The sequence below is a fragment of the Arthrobacter sp. M2012083 genome, from assembly GCF_000281065.1.
GTDB lineage: Bacteria > Actinomycetota > Actinomycetes > Actinomycetales > Micrococcaceae > Arthrobacter.
Window position 1 is genome coordinate 92,949 of sequence record NZ_AKKK01000006.1, and the last position, 16,148, is coordinate 109,096.

14 protein-coding genes are annotated in these 16,148 nt (G+C 63.4%); 6 read left to right on the forward strand and 8 right to left on the reverse strand.

Annotation, left to right across the window (positions count from 1 at the left end):
* The 5 genes from A477_RS0103760 to A477_RS0103780 all read left to right on the forward strand — a co-directional run bounded on the left by A477_RS0103760 (position 1) and on the right by A477_RS0103780 (position 6,566).
* Complete coding sequence (locus A477_RS0103760; RefSeq protein WP_017197683.1) at positions 1-1,938, forward strand: DUF5107 domain-containing protein; 1,938 nt, start codon at positions 1-3, stop codon at positions 1,936-1,938.
* A gap of 97 nt (positions 1,939-2,035) precedes the next feature.
* The gene (locus A477_RS0103765) at positions 2,036-2,638 is read left to right on the forward strand and encodes a DUF1349 domain-containing protein (protein ID WP_017197684.1); all 603 of its coding nucleotides are present in this window, start codon (positions 2,036-2,038) and stop codon (positions 2,636-2,638) included.
* A gap of 96 nt (positions 2,639-2,734) precedes the next feature.
* Positions 2,735-4,969: an McrB family protein gene (locus A477_RS0103770; protein WP_017197685.1), complete on the forward strand. Its 2,235-nt coding sequence runs from the start codon at positions 2,735-2,737 to the stop codon at positions 4,967-4,969.
* Between the two features lie 94 nt (positions 4,970-5,063).
* Positions 5,064-6,272 (forward strand): 5-methylcytosine restriction system specificity protein McrC, encoded by a 1,209-nt coding sequence (locus A477_RS0103775; protein WP_044568254.1) that lies wholly within the window; start codon positions 5,064-5,066, stop codon positions 6,270-6,272.
* A 33-nt stretch (positions 6,273-6,305) separates the two neighbouring features.
* Positions 6,306-6,566 carry a PLDc N-terminal domain-containing protein gene (locus A477_RS0103780; protein ID WP_017197687.1) on the forward strand — a complete coding sequence of 87 codons (261 nt, stop codon included), beginning with the start codon at positions 6,306-6,308 and terminating at the stop codon, positions 6,564-6,566.
* Positions 6,567-6,569: 3 nt separating this feature from the next.
* On the opposite strand, the gene A477_RS0103785 is transcribed toward A477_RS0103780, so the two are convergent.
* A complete protein-coding gene (locus A477_RS0103785) occupies positions 6,570-8,240 on the reverse strand; it encodes a sensor histidine kinase (protein ID WP_017197688.1) in 1,671 nt (556 codons plus the stop codon).
* Between the two features lie 99 nt (positions 8,241-8,339).
* On the opposite strand from A477_RS0103785, the gene A477_RS0103790 reads away from it, so the two are divergent.
* A complete protein-coding gene (locus tag A477_RS0103790; protein WP_017197689.1) occupies positions 8,340-9,080 on the forward strand; it encodes a response regulator transcription factor in 741 nt (246 codons plus the stop codon).
* Between the two features lie 26 nt (positions 9,081-9,106).
* On the opposite strand, the gene fdxA is transcribed toward A477_RS0103790, so the two are convergent.
* The 7 genes from fdxA to A477_RS0103825 are packed head-to-tail and all read right to left on the reverse strand — an operon-like array spanning position 9,107 to position 16,140.
* Positions 9,107-9,427: a ferredoxin gene (gene fdxA, locus A477_RS0103795; RefSeq protein WP_017197690.1), complete on the reverse strand. Its 321-nt coding sequence runs from the start codon at positions 9,425-9,427 to the stop codon at positions 9,107-9,109.
* Positions 9,428-9,433: 6 nt separating this feature from the next.
* Positions 9,434-10,918 carry an aldehyde dehydrogenase family protein gene (locus A477_RS0103800; protein ID WP_017197691.1) on the reverse strand — a complete coding sequence of 495 codons (1,485 nt, stop codon included), beginning with the start codon at positions 10,916-10,918 and terminating at the stop codon, positions 9,434-9,436.
* 27 nt (positions 10,919-10,945) lie between these two features.
* A complete protein-coding gene (locus tag A477_RS0103805; RefSeq protein WP_017197692.1) occupies positions 10,946-11,758 on the reverse strand; it encodes an SDR family oxidoreductase in 813 nt (270 codons plus the stop codon).
* The gene (locus A477_RS0103810) at positions 11,758-12,693 is read right to left on the reverse strand and encodes a dihydrodipicolinate synthase family protein (protein ID WP_017197693.1); all 936 of its coding nucleotides are present in this window, start codon (positions 12,691-12,693) and stop codon (positions 11,758-11,760) included. The genes A477_RS0103805 and A477_RS0103810 overlap by 1 nt, the downstream gene beginning before the upstream one ends.
* Positions 12,694-12,725: 32 nt before the next feature.
* Positions 12,726-13,532, reverse strand: a complete 807-nt coding sequence (locus A477_RS0103815) for an enoyl-CoA hydratase-related protein (protein ID WP_017197694.1) — start codon at positions 13,530-13,532, stop codon at positions 12,726-12,728.
* A complete protein-coding gene (locus A477_RS0103820; protein ID WP_017197695.1) occupies positions 13,529-14,779 on the reverse strand; it encodes a CaiB/BaiF CoA transferase family protein in 1,251 nt (416 codons plus the stop codon). Before A477_RS0103820 ends, A477_RS0103815 begins: the two co-directional genes overlap by 4 nt.
* The gene (locus tag A477_RS0103825) at positions 14,776-16,140 is read right to left on the reverse strand and encodes an FAD-dependent oxidoreductase (protein ID WP_017197696.1); all 1,365 of its coding nucleotides are present in this window, start codon (positions 16,138-16,140) and stop codon (positions 14,776-14,778) included. Before A477_RS0103825 ends, A477_RS0103820 begins: the two co-directional genes overlap by 4 nt.
* Positions 16,141-16,148 lie beyond the last annotated feature (8 nt).

Genomic DNA, 16,148 nt, shown 5'->3' on the forward strand with positions numbered 1-16,148 from the left:
GTGGCCAGCACCGCAAGCTCCAACCTCACCATCACCACTATCTCCTTGACAATGGCAGAGCTCGGCCCGCTGAACCCCCTGCCGGTGGTGGCGGCCGAACTGGACCAGCCCTACACGGTGGGCGAGGGCGTGCCGGAGGAACTCCAAGCCTCGGCCCGCTACGGAGTGGTGCCCAATGTTTATCCGTATCTCATGCAGGACGGCTACGGCCGGGATGCGGCACCCAAGGAATTTCCCGCCGTCGTGCTTGAAAACAGCAAACTCAAGGTGACCGTCATCCCTTCATTGGGTGGCCGCATTTGGGAGTTGTTCGATAAAGCCACAGGCAAGCAGCTCCTCCACACCCACGATGCCCCGCAACTGGCCAACATTGCGCTTCGCAAGGCGTGGTTTGCGGGCGGGCTGGAATGGAATATCGGCACCCGTGGTCATTCACCCACCAGTTGCGATCCGCTGCAAACCGCAATCGTTCATACCCCGGACGGCAAACACATCCTGCGCGTGTGGGAGTACGAGCGGCTGAGGGAAGTGGTGTTCCAGGTGGACATCTGGTTGCCTGCGGACTCGGACGTCCTCTTCGTCGCGGTCAGGCTGCGGAACCCGAACGATCACGATGTCCCCATGTATTGGTGGAGCAACGCAGCCATCCCGGAAACGGAGCGTACCCGGGTCATCGCTCCGGCGGACGATGCTTTCGGTAGCGACTACGCCACGGATATCACCCGGGTGAGGCCAACTGACCACGAAGGGTATGACGGCACGTGGCTGGTCAACAGCCCGCACGCGGCTGACTTCTTCTTCGACATCGACCCATCCGAACGGCGTTGGGTCGTGGCTGCGGACGACGACGGCGACGGGCTGGCGATGCTGTCCACGGGCCTCCTGCGGGGAAAGAAGCTCTTCGTCTGGGGCCAAGGACAAGGCGGCAAACGTTGGCAGGAGTGGTTGAGCCCAGGTGCCGGACCGTACGCCGAGATCCAGGCCGGCCTCGCGCAGACGCAGTTTGAACACCTGGTGATGCCCGCCGGCGCAGAGTGGGCATGGGTTGAAGCGTACGGGAACGGGCACCTTGATCCGGAGACCTCGCACGGTCCCGACTGGAATGCTGCGGTGGCGCACGCCAGCGCGCGCTTGGAACAACTCCTGCCCCACGAGGAACTCGAGTCCATGCTTTCCGCCGCCATCAGCGATGCCGACGTCCCGCCGTCGAAAATGCTGCTGCACGGCAGCGGTTGGGGCGTTGTGGAGCGGGCCCGGCGAAGCAGGTCAGGCATGGCCTGGATTGATGAAAGCGGTACACCTTTCGTGGATGAGAGCGTCACGGCCGAGCAGGAACCGTGGCTTGGGTTGCTGCACGGAAAAGCGTTCGACGGCGCGCCCAGCTTCGTCGCCGGGGCGGATTGGGAGGACCTGTTGGCGGGGCAGAACAGCGTTGAAGCGAAATTCCACGTGGCCACCATGAGGCATGCAAGGCAGGACCTGGGCGGGGCGAAGGCGCTGTATCGCGAGGTACTGGCGGCCGGTGATGTGCGGCCGCCTACCAGGGCGCTCGCGCATCGCGGACTGGGCTTGGCCCTCCTCGCTGAGGGACAGGAAACCGAAGGACTTGCCGAGCTGCGGAACGGCGTGGAGGCTGACCATTCCACCACAGCCTTGCTCACGGAGGCGGCCACGCTCAGCATCCGCCACGGAGACCCGGCCATGGCTCTGCAACTGACGGAGAAGGCACCCAAGGAGGGCGCCGGCGTCGGACGCTTGAGGTTCCTCCGGGCGCTGGCGCTTGCGCGGACGGGAAACCCTGGAGAGGCGGCCGCCATCTTGCATGAGGGCGTCGAAATTCCGGACCTCCGCGAAGGGGAGGATGCCATCGCCGCCTTGTGGGAAGAGGTCTGTCCCGGCGAGCCTGTTCCATTCAGTTATCAGTTCGGGATGCACTAGCGATTTTTTTTAGTGTCCGGGTGTGGCCTCCCACACATCTTCGGCAATCTCTGAAAGCGTGTTCTTGACCATTTTTCAGGATACCAAGGAGTATCGATTGATCCCCGAAATAGCAGGACTCCCATCCTTGGAGTGGACCTCGTCCACCGGTCACGCCAGCTATGACGAGGCCGAGGGGACGCTGACCCTCACAGCCGCGCCCGGGGTTGACTGGACCAACGACTCCCTTGGGGGAGAACCGCAGCATGGCGCCACTGCGCTGGGGTTCAGGGCTCCGGCGGCCTTCTCGTTCTCGGCCAGGGTTCTGGTGGCCTCACCGCGGACAACGTTCGACGCCGGTGTGCTGAGCCTGTGGGCGGACAGCGAACACTGGGCCAAGCTCTGTTTCGAGTATTCTCCGCAAGGGGAAGCCATGGTGGTCAGCGTGGTAACCAACAGCTATTCCGACGATTCCAACGGGCCTGTGGTGACTGCCCCGTGGGTCTACCTTCGCATCAGCCGGGTGGGTCCGGCGTGGGCTTTCCACTCGTCATCGGATGGCCGGGAATGGTCCTTCGTCCGGCTGTTCAGGCTGGATACGGAGAAACCCGTCCACGTAGGGTTCATGTCGCAAGCCCCAATGGGAGAGGGCTGCGAGGCCCGATTCGACGCCATCGAATTGAAGGACGAACCGCCGGCGGACCTCCGCGACGGAAGTTAGCGGCAGGCAAACGCAGGCCAATCGCGCGTCACGCGGCTGGAACGGCAAGCCTGTGGATATCCAGATGCTTGGATAAGCCAAACAAGGTAAGTTGGCATGGTGATTCCCTCCGTAAAAACTGCCATTGACCGTGCCCCCGGAGTCTCCAAGGAGATCGAGGACGCAGCTTGGTATGTGCTCGGTCCGGCGCTTCACGGGAGACCTTCCGCGCTGGACGGCAGGACGTTGACGTGGACCGCGGATGCTGCGGGCGAGCTTCTCGAACGGCTCGAACGCGGGGTCGAGGACTCAAAAGCACCTATGATGACCAACCTGCGGCAGAACCTGGAAGGCGCGTCCCGGGAGGCCAAACTGCTGGCCGTGGAACTGCTGTTCCTGCAATCACTGCCGCTCGCGCACGAGGTCAAGTCCCTCAGGGTTAAGAGGGCACGCGTCGCCGAAGCGGCGTCATGGGTTGAGCCGCCCATCGAACTGCCGGAAGAACTCTATGAGGGCATGACGGACCACGGTGTTATCCGGGACCGCACTGCCGAGTTCAACTGGACTATTTGGGACCACTTGAAGTGGCTGTGCCGTTTCGTGGCCCACGTGGACAGCCAAAGCACGGCCACCATCAACGAAGCGCTTGCGGACCCGCTGAAGTTCCACGAACTGGCCGCAGCAACGCCCGAGGACCAGCCCGCTCTTCGCCGCAGCATCGAGTACCTCGTGTGGCCGAGCTACTTTGAGCCCGTGGTGGCCGATGTCGAACGCCAGGAGATCCGGGACGCCTTCGCTTCACTTGTGGGTGGTGCCAAAGGCGACACAGACGAGGACATCACCGCGGACATTCACCGCATTCGCCTCCACTTGGACGAGCAAGCCGGGCAGCGCATCGACTGGTATTCCCGTCAACTGGTGAGTCAGTGGCGCAAGGTGGGGGATCCGGGTCGCCGTTCCTGGCTCCTGCGCACCCATCATGACAACGGTGACCTCTTGGCCAGCTGGGTCGCCGAGGAAAAAGCCACCCTGGACGTAGAGCACCTGCGTACCCTCACGGCGGGCGTTACGGCCGGCGTGGTTCAGCATGCCGTAGATGAGGATTACAAGCATCTGGGCTATGTGGAACGCGAAGACACCAAGACTGCTGTTTTCGCCTTCCTGACGGTCATGAAGCCGGGCGATCTCACGCTGTATCAGCATGCCGGCCGGGTGCGGGTGGGCGTGGTTCTTGGCGAGCCTGAACACCACGAGGACAATCGCCGCATTCGCCGCAAGGTCCGCTGGTTCGAGGACAGCTACGCCATCCCCGAGCTTCCCCGTCATGCGCAGCGGCAGCTTTCCACGCCGGGCATCATCGTGGACGTCACCAGGGTGATCCAAGCCCTGCAGGAACTGCTGCCGGTGGAAGCCGAAACCGATGGTGAGGACGAAGCTCCGCCCACCACCGTCGTCGAGGTTGTCCAGCAAGGTTTCCGGCCCCTGACGGAAGAGTTCGCGGCGTCCCTGCACATGGACCTCGAACCGCTGAAGGAAATTGCGGAACTGCTCGAAGAGAACCGCCAACTGGTTCTGTACGGTCCTCCGGGGACCGGCAAGACTTACCTGGCCAAGCACCTCGCCGCCGAGCTGGCCGGTGACCACACTGACGAACGGGTGAAGCTGGTGCAGTTCCACCCCTCGTATGCTTACGAGGACTTCTTCGAGGGCTACCGGCCGGACAAAACCGACGATGGCCAGGTGTCCTTCAAACTCGTGGCCGGGCCGTTGAGGCGTCTGGCGGAGGAAGCTGCCAAGGCCGAGAATGCGCACAAACCGTACTTCCTGATCATCGATGAAATGAACCGCGCCAACCTGGCCAAAGTCTTCGGTGAGCTCTATTTCCTCCTGGAGTACCGGGACGATCGTATTTACCTGCAGTACAGCCCCAACGAGCCTTTCAGCCTGCCGGATAACCTCTACATCATCGGCACCATGAACACCGCGGACCGCTCCATTGCCATGATGGATGCCGCCATCCGCCGCCGTTTCGCCTTTATCGAGCTGCACCCCAAGGAGGAGCCGATCCGCGGTACGCTGCGTCGTTTCCTGGAAGCCCGCGGGCTGGACACCCTCAACGCGGACCTGCTGGATGCGCTCAACGACGCGATCGACGATTGGGACAGGGACCTGATGATCGGACCGTCCTACTTCATGAAGAATGCAGCGCAGAACCCCACAGGACTACGCCGCATCTGGAAGTACGAGCTCATGCCGTTGCTGGAGGAGCACTACCACGGGCAGCTGAACCGCGCGCAACTTGAGGAGCGCTTCGGCCTGGACCAGTTGCTGGGACGTCTTGCAGCCCGCTAAATCCATCCCGCCCAGGCCGGGCCGGGCTCCCGCTTCTGCCGGGCGGGTGCCTGCCTCAGCGGTGAAGGCCAACTCCGGGCCGCGGCATATCGTCATGGACGAGCTCTCCCACGGGGTGGTGGACAAACTCGATCCCGAGTCGGCTGCGTTCATCAATACCAGCGGCCTGGCCAAAGCGTCGCCCATGGGCATGGGCCTTTACCGGATTGAGCCCGTTGGCAAGGTGGGGTCCGTCCGAACCTCCACGGTGCAGCTTGAAGTCCGTCCCAAGGATCGGCTGGGCCTGAGCCGGCTTCTCTTCCTGCTCAGCTACGCCGGGGACCAAGGCTTCCGGGACCATTCCGTGGAGGCCGTGGAGCACCCGGATTTGTGGAGTGCGTTGGCCGAATCGCTCGCTCTATTGGCAGATAAAGCCCTGAGCCGTGGCGTCCTGCAGGGCTACCTGACCGTGGAAGAGTCCCTGCGCACCGTCAAGGGCCGCATCCGTATCTCGGACCAGATTTCCCGACGCCCCGGAATGATGGTGCCGCTGGAGGTCTCCTACGACGAATTCACTGAGGACATCGCCGAGAACCGCATCCTCCGTGCCGCGTTGGAGCGCATGGGAAAAGTTCCCGGGGTTCGGCCGGATGTCCTGAGCCGTTTGCGGCAGCTCAAGGGAAAGCTCGACGCCGTCACCCGGCTTCAGTCCGGAGCGCCGCTGCCGCCGTGGCGCGCCAGCAGGATGAACCTCAGGTATCACGCCGTCCTGCGCCTGTCCGAAGTAATTCTGCGCAATGCCTCCGCCGAGGCCGGCGAGGGCAAGCAGCAAACCGCGTCCTTCGTGGTGGACATGGGCCAGGTGTTTGAAGAATTCGTGGGCACCGCACTCAGGTCCGCCATGAGTGCCCATCCGGGGGAGATGCGCCTCCACTACGGAGCGCTGCTCAACGAGGCCGTCAGGGACTCTGATCGCCTGACTGTCCGCCCTGACGCCGTCCACTTCCTGGGTGGCCGCCCCGTGGTGGTCTATGACTCCAAATACCAAGCAGCCTCCGACGCCGGTGCCTCCCTGAGCGCGGACCACTACCAGTTGCTGGCGTACTGCACGGCCCTCAGGGTTCCCACCGCGTGGCTCGTCTACGCCGGGGCGGGGGAGATAAAACTCCGCCGCATCCTCAACACGGACATCGACATCGTGGAATACCCGCTGGACCTGTCCCTGCCGCCGTCGGAAATCCTGGCCGCTGTGGCTGACCTGGCCGAACAATCATGGGGCGAAGTTGTACGCCAAGCTGTGGCGGGCCGCTCGGCGTCGGACTAGCCTGATAACTAGATCTTCACGGATGGAGGCATCATGGCCCGCAAGAAATCGTGGCGCGATATGACCAAAGGCCAACGCATCATGCTGTTGGTCAGTGGCGCGGTGAATATGGCCCTCTTGGGTGCTGCGCAGAGAAGCATCGGCAAGACCCCGGACGAGCAGATCCGGGGCAAGAAGGCCATCTGGCGGGCGGTCTCCTTCATCAACTTCTTCGGGCCCGTCAGCTACTTCCTCTTCGGCCGCCGTCGGGATGCAGAGGGTGCAGGGACTGGCGCAGCACGAGTAAGGCACTGACGGCTAGGCGGGCATCTTGACTGTAAAAGTGGTGCCCTGACCGGGGACACTCTCCAAGGTGATGGTCCCGCCGTGGGCTTCAACAATGGCTTTGCTGATGGGCAACCCAAGCCCGACGCCCGGGATGGCACTCTTGCGTACCCCGCCGGCGCGGAAGAACTTGGTGAAAGCCTCGGCCTGCTCCTCTTCGTTCATTCCCATCCCGGTGTCAGTGACCCGGCAGAAAACAAAGTCCTGCTCCTCCCAGGCAGCTACTTCCACATCGCCGCCGTCGGGAGAGTACTTGATCGCGTTGGACACCAGATTGTCCAGCACCTGCGCAATCCGTGATGAGTCAACATGGGCTTCCAGCGCATCCGGGAGGTCCACCGACAGCCGGATGCCGGCCTTGGCCGCGCGCGGTTCTGCAGAGGTGACGCTGCCCCGCACCAACTCCGCCACGTCCACTGAGTGCGGCTGAATGACGATCTGGCCCGAGCGCACGGCCAGTAGGTCCGAGACGAGGGTCAGCAGCCGCTCCGCGTTGCGCCGGACGATGTCGAGTTGTTTGTGTGCCCGGGCATCGAGGGCGTCCGGCTCGTCCAGGATGAGCTCGACGTAGCCAAGGATGGACGTCAACGGGGTACGGAATTCGTGGGAGACATTGGCAACGAAGTCGTCCTTGGCGGCCAGCGCGTTCACCAGGTCCGTGACGTCGCTGAACACCACCACGGAACCGGCGAATTTCCCGCCGTCGTCCACCATGGGCCGTGCGCTCGTGGTGAAGGCTCGTTGTTCGCTTCCCGCGCCCAACCACACCAACTGGTCCGTGAATCGTTCGCCCAGGACGGCCCGACGCACCGGTCGCCTGTCCGCAGGCAACGGCGTTGTCCTGTCAATGTCGAAGACCAGCAACTGGGATTCATTGGGATCGTCGTTGTCCGGGGGAGTTGCCAGGGCATGTGTTTGCCGTTGGCGGCGGTTCATGAGGATGTCGTGCCCGTCGCCATCCACGGCCACCACGCCCAGCGGCAGGGCTTCCATGACAGTGTTGAGGAGCCGTTCCTGCTTTGTACTGACGCTCAGAGCTTCCTTGAGTGCCTCGTCCTTCTCTTCGAGGGCGCGCTGCTGGCGGACCATGCTCAGCGTCAGGACGCTGACGGAAATTCCAATTCCCAGCATGAGGATAGGGAACAGGAGCGGCTTGGTGAAGTCCTGTTCGCTGAGGGTTCCACGCGCGAACAGGGGAACCCAGACGATTCCCAACGGTCCCAGGAAGGACAAGACAATGGCGAGCTTCGGGTACAGCCCTGAAGCACAAAGCCAGATGACCGGGAGTACCACCAGGACACTGAGCCCGGTGATGGATTCCATCGCACCTTCGCGGGCGAACCCGATGGAGACCATGTCCAGGATGGGGATGCTGAGGAAGCTGGCGAAGGGGAGCCGGTGCCACGGCACAATGATGCACAGTGCCAGCAGGAGTGCCTGGCTCAGCAGGAAAATGAGGAACAGCGGATTTTCAAGAGTGGCGGGGAAGTACAGCCAAACCAGGATGGCTGAAATACAGACACACACAGACAACGGCAGTTGGCTGAGGACAACGCGCATACGCAGGGTATGTTCATGGAAAGAGCGCCTAAAAACCAACAATTTCTTTTTTTCACCAATATCCCAAGTTGAAGGGTGGGTCATGGCACATCCACCAAAGATACGGAAGAAAGTCGGTTCATGAGATCAGCCTAACCATAATGGATATACTTCTGAGGTTATCGAAGGGGCTGAGGGGCAGCGATGAGTGAAGCACGTGTGGGGCTGGTCATTGAAGATGACCAGGATATCCGCGAATTGGTACGCGTAGTTCTATCCCAGGCGGGATTTGATGTACATGTCGCGTCCACGGGATCCGCAGGTGTGACATCGGCCCGCGAGCTGAATCCGGACGTTATTACGTTGGATCTCGGCCTCCCCGATATTGATGGTTTTGAGGTGGCACGCCAGATCCGGAAATCATCCGACGCCTACATCATCATGTTGACGGCACGCGCCGAAGAGCTCGATACCCTCATGGGTTTGGAAGCCGGCGGCGACGACTACCTCACCAAGCCTTTCCGTCCCCGGGAACTGCGCGCCCGCGTTGAAGCCATGATGCGGCGTCCCCGCGCGTCGTCGGAATCCAAGGGCGTGCCGGAAGAAGTGGATCCCGAAGTGAGCCACAATGGGCTGGCCGTTTCTGCCGGTTCCCGCACCGCGGTCCTCAACGGCAAAGAGCTCAAGCTGACCCGCACGGAGTTCGACCTCTTACTTGCATTGCTGGAGACCGGCAGGATAGTGCGGACCAAGGCAGACCTCGCGCGTCGACTACGCAACGAACCGTACGACGTCGGCAGTTACGTCAGCGACGCAGATGAGCGTGCCGTTGAGGTACATATGGGAAACCTGCGCAAGAAGCTCGGCGATAGCATCCAGGCACCACGCTGGCTTGAGACCGTCCGCGGGGTTGGCTACCGGCTGGCTCCCTCAAGCAACAACTAAACAGACCCAGCTGCCACCTGCCTGGGCTAGCCGACGCGCAAAGGCTCTGCAGCAACCACGGGATGGTCACGGCCCGGATTGCCCACCCCGCCCGCACCCTTCGGCGACCCCAGTTCCTCGAAGAACTCAACGTTGGCCCTGACGTAATCGGCCCATTCGTCCGGGACATCGTCCACGTAATAGATCGCTTCGACGGGACACACGGGATCGCACGCGCCGCAGTCCACACATTCGGACGGGTGGATGTAGAGCGAGCGATCGCCCTCGTAGATGCAATCCACCGGGCATTCCTGGATGCATGCCTTGTCTTTCACATCCACGCAAGGCTGGGCGATCACGTAGCTCATGGCCCGCTACACGCCCGTGTAAACGGTTTTGCCCCATGTATAGAAGTCCAGGGCGGACCTGCCTTGCTCCCGGAACGTGTTGGTTGATGAATCCTTCACACCACCGAAGGGAACGTTAAGGTCCAAGCCTGCGGTGGGGCGGTTTACCTTGACCACGCCCGCCTGCGCCCGCGCAGCGAAGTCCGTTGCGACGGCCAACGAGTCCGTGCAGATGCCGGCGGTGAGGCCGTAGCGGGAGTCGTTGATGGCATTCACTCCGGCATCGTAATCGGCCACTTCAAGTACCGTAACTACCGGCCCAAAGATCTCTTCCGTTACCGCTGGGTCGTCCATCGGCAGGTCGGTGAGGACTGCGGCCGGAAAGAACAGAGGACCGTTCGGGTCGCCGTCGTAGCTGCCGTGAAGGAGGGTGGCGCCTCGTTCGACGGCGGTGCGCACCGCGGCTTGGTCCTGCCCGAATTGCTGCCTGCTCACTACAGCCCCCATTCGCGTGCCGCCTCCCAGGCCGTCACCTGTGGTGTAAGCAGCGGCCTCCTCAACCAAAGCCTCCGTGAAGGCAGCGCGGATTCCCGGCGTCACGTAAACGCGCGAGGTTGCTGTGCACGCCTGGCCCGTCAGGCCAAAAGCACCGGCGGCTACCACCTGCGCGGCTTTGCGGGCATCCGCGTCATCGAGGACCAAGACCCCGTTTTTGCCTCCCATTTCCAAGTGGACCCGGGCGCGACGAGCGTTCAAAATTTCCTGCAGTCCCAGGCCCACGTTGGTTGAGCCGGTGAAGGAAAGGCCAGCGATGCGTGGATCACGGGCCAAAGCATCCCCCACCACGCTTCCCTTGCCGTGCACCACGTTGAACACTCCGGCCGGAAGCCCGGCATCCTGCAGGGCACGTGCCAGGTGCATGGCGGACAGCGGAGTGAGCTCGGCGGGCTTGATGACAACGGTGTTGCCGCTGATCAGCGCAGGGGCCGTCTTCCATGCCGGGATGGCAATGGGGAAGTTCCAGGGGGTAATCAGGCCGATAACGCCCAACGGCTCCCGGCGTGTGGTGATGGTGGTGTCCGGCAAACCACTGGGGAGGACCTCTCCCGTGGCTGCCCAACCGAGGGAGCCAAAGAACCGGAGGACGTCAGAGGCACGTTTGACCTCGCCTTTGGCCTCGCCCAGTGTTTTCCCTTCTTCACGGACCAGGTCTTCGGCGATTGCGGCCTGGCGTTCGCTCAACAGGTTGCCGGCAGCGATGAGTATGGCGCCGCGGGACGGTGCGGGGAGCATTGCCCAAGCCGGCTGGGCAGCGGCAGCGGCGGTGATGGCGGCGTCCACGTCGTGGGCTGTGCCGCTGGGGGAGAGGGCCGCCTGCTGGTCGGGACGTGCCGGGTTCATCCGCTGGGTGTCAGGCTCGCCGAGCCATTCGCCGTTGATGAGGTGTTGGGCGGAGATGTCCCGCTGGGAGGTGAGGCTCTTCGCTTCAGGGGCAAGGGCTGTGGACGTCATTGTATTTCCTTTGAAAGTGGTGGGGGGCTAGAGGCTGCGGATCAGGCCGCCGTCGCACCTGAGTGCGACGCCGGTGATGTACGACGCCGGGGCGCTGCACAGGAAGGCGGCAGCGGCACCGAACTCGGCGGGTTCTCCATAGCGACGGGCAGGGATGGTCTTGCGCGATTCGAGTCGGATCTCCTCGGCCGTGGTGCCCCGCCGTTTGGCGGCGGCGTGATCCAGCTGGGCCACGCGGTCCGTGGCGATCCGGCCGGGGAGGAGCAGGTTCACAGTCACTTCGTCCAAGGCCACTTCGGCAGCGAGGGTCTTGAGGTAGCCGGCCAAGGCGGCCCGGCCGGTATTGGACACGGCCAGATTGGGCAGTGGCGCCGTGACGCCGCTGGAACCGATGGCCAAGATCCTGCCCCAGCGCCGTTCCCGCATTCCAGGCAGTACCTGGGAGACCAGCGCATGGTGCGGCTTGACCAGGATGTCGAACGCCGCACCGAGTTCGTCGGAGCTCAGTGTTGCCGCCGCACCCGGTTTGGGGCCGGGGCCATTGAGGACCAGGATGTCGATGGGGCCGAGGTCCGCCACGGTCTGTTCGACGGCTGACTCGATGCCCACGGACGTGGTGAGGTCGGCCTCGATGGCCACGGCGTCAAAACCGCTGGTACCAAGGGAACCGCTTCCGTAGGCGGCCTGCAGTTCCTCGACGATTTCCTTGGCACGGTCCCGACGGCGGCCGACGATCGCCACCCGCACGCCTTCGGCAGCCAACGCCCGTGCCACGGCAAGGCCCAGACCACCCGTGGAAGCGGCTACCAGGGCAGTCTTTCCGGAGATTCCGAGATCCATCAGAAGCTCCCCGCTATGGTCTTCGCGGCATCGAGTGCCGTGGCGGCCTCGCGGAGGTGTGTGCCCATGCTGCTTCGGAGGTCCTCAGGGAAGCCCGCAGCCGGTGCACGGACCCCGGAGTCCTTGACGAGGCCACGCTCGCGCAGGCACTCCTTGCGGATAGCCAAGGCCACCTTGGCCTGCTGCTCGAAGTTGATCAGGGGCAGGTACGGCAGCAGTTCACGCCGGGCGGCGTCATAGCCTTCCTCCTGCCACGCCCTGACACACGCGATGAGTGCCTCGGGATAGGAGAAGCCGGTCATGGCGCCGGAAGCGCCGGCCATGAGTTCGTCCAGCAGCCCCTGCCCGCCCAAGCCGCCAAAGATCGACACCTCGACGGCGGCACTCAGCTCCGCGATCGCGACGCTGGTGGGCGGTGCTTCGGCCTTGACGGCGATCACGAAGTCGCACGAAGCAACCACCGCGATCAAGGCCTTGGAGGCGATGCTGACACCACTGGCCAGCGGATAGTCCTGCAGGACGACGTTGGCGCCGGTGGCCCGGTGAATGGCGTCCAGATGGGCGATGACCGTCTCAGGCCTGGCCGAGTTGGCCTGCACCATGACGGCCGCGAGGCGGCTTCCGGCCACGTCCTGTGCCGCAAGGACTTCTTCGATGGCCGGCCGGGTGGCCAGGGCGGTCACCCCCACCACCAACGGAAGCGAGGTGCACTCGACGACGGTTTCCAGCACCTGGCAGCGTTCCTCGGCGGTTAGTGCAGCTGCTTCTCCAAAGACGCCCAAGACCGTAAGCCCGGTAGCCCCGATGGCTTGGTAGTGCTCCACGAGCTCCGCCAAGCTGTCCAAGTCCACGTCCAACGTGCTGCCCTGGAACGGCGTGGCAACAACGCCCCACACTCCAGCGGTCAGGGATTCGCGCGCAGAAGTCTGCTTCATCCGTATCTCCTTGTGATCGTTTGTGTCCTGCATCAGCGCCCCGGCCAGGCCGGCGGACGCTTTTCCTGGAAGGCCCGGACGCCTTCGGTTGAGTCTTCACTGTCCAGGGCCGCCATCAGCGCGGGGAGGCGCTGGCCGCGTGCTTCCTTGGCCGTGAGGTGGGTGGTCCGGGTAACCATCTGCTTCACGGCCCGGACCGAGGTGGGGGCGCAGGAAAGGATCTGATCCACCCAGCGCTGCACTGCGGCGTCGAGCTCTTCAGCGGGAACTACCTCGTTGACCAAGCCCATGGACTGCATTTCGGCAGCGTCCGCTTTTCGGCCGGTCAACAACATGCCCATGGCCTGCGTGTGCGGAATCCGCCGCACCAACTGGTGGATGCCGCCGTCGAGCGCCAATCGCCCGACCCGGGGCTCGGTCAAGCCGAATTTCGCGGCATCGGCGGCCACCACGATGTCTGCGCCGAGTACCATCTCCATGCCGCCGCCCAGGGCGTAGCCGTTGACGCGGGCGATCACCGGGATATCGAGGGTGGTGCGCAGGCTCAGGCCGCCGAAGCCGTTGGGATCGAGGCTTGCCCAGTATTCGAGGCCTGTCTTGTCCACGGCCGAGGCCGACATGTCTGCGCCAACCGAGAACGCACGGGATCCGGCACCCGTGATGACCACGGCACGCACCGAAGGATCGTTCTCCAGCTGGTCCCAGATCTCATTGAGCCGGGCCTGCGCGTGGGCATCGACGGCGTTGAGGACATGCTGACGATCGATGACCACCGTTGCAACATGGTTCTCAATAGTGAGGGTGATGGCGTCAACGCGCTCTTCAACAGAGACAGTCACCGCAGGACCCCCAACTTCTGCAGGCGATCGATGGTCTCCTCATCGAAACCGTTCTCCAAGAGCACTTCAACGTTGTGCTCGCCGAGGCGTGGTGCCGCACGACGGATCGTCGGAGGGGTGGCCGAAAGCCGGATGGGTGCGTTCAACATGCGGACGGTACCCACGGCGGAGTGTTCTGCTTCAACAATCATGCCGTTGGCCTCGGTCTGGGCATCGGCCAGAGCCTGTTCAAGTGTGTGAACCGGAGCGTTGAGCAGCCCTTGCTCTTCAAGTTTGTGAGTCCAGTACTCCGTGGAGTTTGTGGCGATGTGTTCACGGAAGATCGCCTGCAGGGCCGGCTTGTTCTTGAACTGTTGCTCCAGGTTGGAAAACTCGGGGCGTTCGGTGAGGTCTTCATCAAGGCCCAGGGCATCGGAAATGCGGGCCAACGGGTCCGGGGTGAAACCACCGACCATGCACACGGCGCCGTCGGTGGTTTCGAAGACACCGCTCAGCGGCATGGCACCCCAGTTCACCTCATAGCCGCGGTTGAGCTGCATGCACGCCTCCTGCATCTGCAGGTGCAGCATGGAGTCATACATGGTCACCTCCACTTTTTGGCCGGTGCCCGAGGTTTCACGCGTGCGCAATGCCAGAAGGATGCCCTGCATGAGGTGCATGCCGGTGATGTAATCACAGAGCGTTGTGGGGTAGATGGACGGTTTGGTGTTCTCGGACTCCCTCCGCCACATCACACCGGAGTAGGCTTGGGCGATCGCGTCCTGCCCACCCTTGTGGGAGTAAGGGCCGTCGGGGCCGAAACCAGTGCCGGAGGCCCAGATGATGGCGGGATTCGTGGCCTTCAGTTCCTCGTAGCCGAAGCCCATGCGTTCCATGACGCCGGAACGGAAGTTGCTGACAACCACGTCCGCATCCGCCATGAGGCGGTGCAGCACCTCCCGGCCTTCGTCGGTGCGCGTGTCCACGGAGACACTGCGTTTGTTCCGGTTGATGGACAGGAAGATCGGGTTGTCCTGGCCGTCCTGGTCCGGGAACGAGTTGCGGGAGATGTCCCCGGCGCCCGGGCGTTCCACCTTGATGATGTCCGCTCCGTAATCGCCCAGCAGTTGCGTGCAGGAAGGGCCCATGAACACCTGGGTGAAGTCCACGATCTTGATGCCGTCCAGGGGGAGCGGGGTAGCTGTCAGGGCCGGGTTGGTGAGTGCCGCCGTCGTGCCTTCTGACTGTTCCAAGGTCGCGGTGCTCATGCCGGCACCGCTGCGGTTTCGTCAACGGTTGCGTTCGACGACGGGATGTCGCCCGGGTCGGCTCCGTGGCGGCGCATGCCTTGCTGGATGTCCGATGCGGAGACGTCGCGGACCAACACGTTGCTCTCGACGGCGAGGGCTGCGGCGACGCCCACGGCTTGTCCCATTGCCATGCAGGGCGGGATTTCCCGGGACATCTTCTGCGCTTCCGGTGTGGCGGAGTAGTGCCGTCCGGCCACCAGGAGTTGGTCCACTTCCTTGGGCAGCAGCGAGCGGTAGGGGTAGTAGTAGTCGCGGCCCCGGGCCACAGTATCTGCGAAGTGGCGGCGTTGGGTGACGTCGTCCTTTGTCATGACGTACTCGCCTTCCAGGAGCCGGGTCTGGCGGACGCCCATCTGGGATGCGACGTCCAGCATGTAGCAGTTTTCGAAACCGGGAAGGTGGGCCCGGACGTAGTCAACGGCCTCGGAGATACGGTCGCGGGCTGCAAACTCGGCCGCGGTCATGTCTGCAGGATCCACGCCGTCGAAGCCTGACATGTGCGGGGCGTTGCACCACACCACGCCGTCGATGGGAGTCTTGAGCCACCAGAGTTCCCAGGCGCCGCCAAGGAGCCGCTTGATCTTGCGGTTGATGGCGCGGGCTTCCTTCGGGTTGGCCTGTTCGAAAGCTTCTGCGGCATCGGTGTCTACGTTGCCGAGGCGGAAGACGAGCGTGGTGAGGTAGTTGTCCTTGGCGTAGCTGGCACCGGCACGGGACGCGACGTCGATGTCGCCGGTTGTGTCGATCACGACGTCGGCCATGAAGGCCTGCGGGCCCAGTTTCGTTTCGCAGATGACACCCTTGATGACGCCGTTGTCCACGATGGGGCGGGAGAACCAGGAGTGCAGGCGGAGGTCCACTCCGGCTTCACGGACGAGGTCGTTGGAGACACGCTTCCAGCCATCGGGGTCGAAGGCGGCTGCGTAGCAGATGGGTTTGGGATTGGTGTGGGAGTGGAAGTCGAAGGTGCCGAAGCGGCCCCACTTGTTCCAGAGTTCCTCGGAGGTCTTGCGGTCGTCGGCTGGCGGGACTACTGCCAAGCCGAGTTTCTGGAGACGCTCCACATATTCGGAGACGATGCCCGTGACGGTGATTTCCTGGCCGTTGATCATGTCGTCCAACACCAGGACCATGCCGCCGGAGGCGAGGCCGCCCAAGGATGAATAGCGTTCCAGCAGAGTGACCTTGGCCCCTGAGCGGGCGGCGGTCACGGCAGCGGCCACGCCTGCGGGGCCACCGCCAACTACCAGGACGTCGGAACGTGAGATGACCGGGGCGGTGAGGTCCGCCGTCGTAGTGCTGAGTTCAAGCGAGTTCATGGTGAATC

Excerpts from the sequence above, each read along its gene's own strand:
- A477_RS0103770 (WP_017197685.1), top strand. The coding sequence starts at position 2,735 with ATGGTGATTCCCTCCGTAAAAACTGCCATTGACCGTGCCCCCGGAGTC.
- A477_RS0103820 (WP_017197695.1), bottom strand. The coding sequence starts at position 14,779 with ATGAGCACCGCGACCTTGGAACAGTCAGAAGGCACGACGGCGGCACTC.
- A477_RS0103775 (WP_044568254.1), top strand. The coding sequence starts at position 5,064 with ATGGACGAGCTCTCCCACGGGGTGGTGGACAAACTCGATCCCGAGTCG.
- A477_RS0103785 (WP_017197688.1), bottom strand. The coding sequence starts at position 8,240 with ATGACCCACCCTTCAACTTGGGATATTGGTGAAAAAAAGAAATTGTTG.
- fdxA (WP_017197690.1), bottom strand. The coding sequence starts at position 9,427 with ATGAGCTACGTGATCGCCCAGCCTTGCGTGGATGTGAAAGACAAGGCA.
- A477_RS0103810 (WP_017197693.1), bottom strand. The coding sequence starts at position 12,693 with ATGAAGCAGACTTCTGCGCGCGAATCCCTGACCGCTGGAGTGTGGGGC.
- A477_RS0103790 (WP_017197689.1), top strand. The coding sequence starts at position 8,340 with ATGAGTGAAGCACGTGTGGGGCTGGTCATTGAAGATGACCAGGATATC.
- A477_RS0103805 (WP_017197692.1), bottom strand. The coding sequence starts at position 11,758 with ATGGATCTCGGAATCTCCGGAAAGACTGCCCTGGTAGCCGCTTCCACG.
- A477_RS0103800 (WP_017197691.1), bottom strand. The coding sequence starts at position 10,918 with ATGACGTCCACAGCCCTTGCCCCTGAAGCGAAGAGCCTCACCTCCCAG.
- A477_RS0103780 (WP_017197687.1), top strand. The coding sequence starts at position 6,306 with ATGGCCCGCAAGAAATCGTGGCGCGATATGACCAAAGGCCAACGCATC.
- A477_RS0103825 (WP_017197696.1), bottom strand. The coding sequence starts at position 16,140 with ATGAACTCGCTTGAACTCAGCACTACGACGGCGGACCTCACCGCCCCG.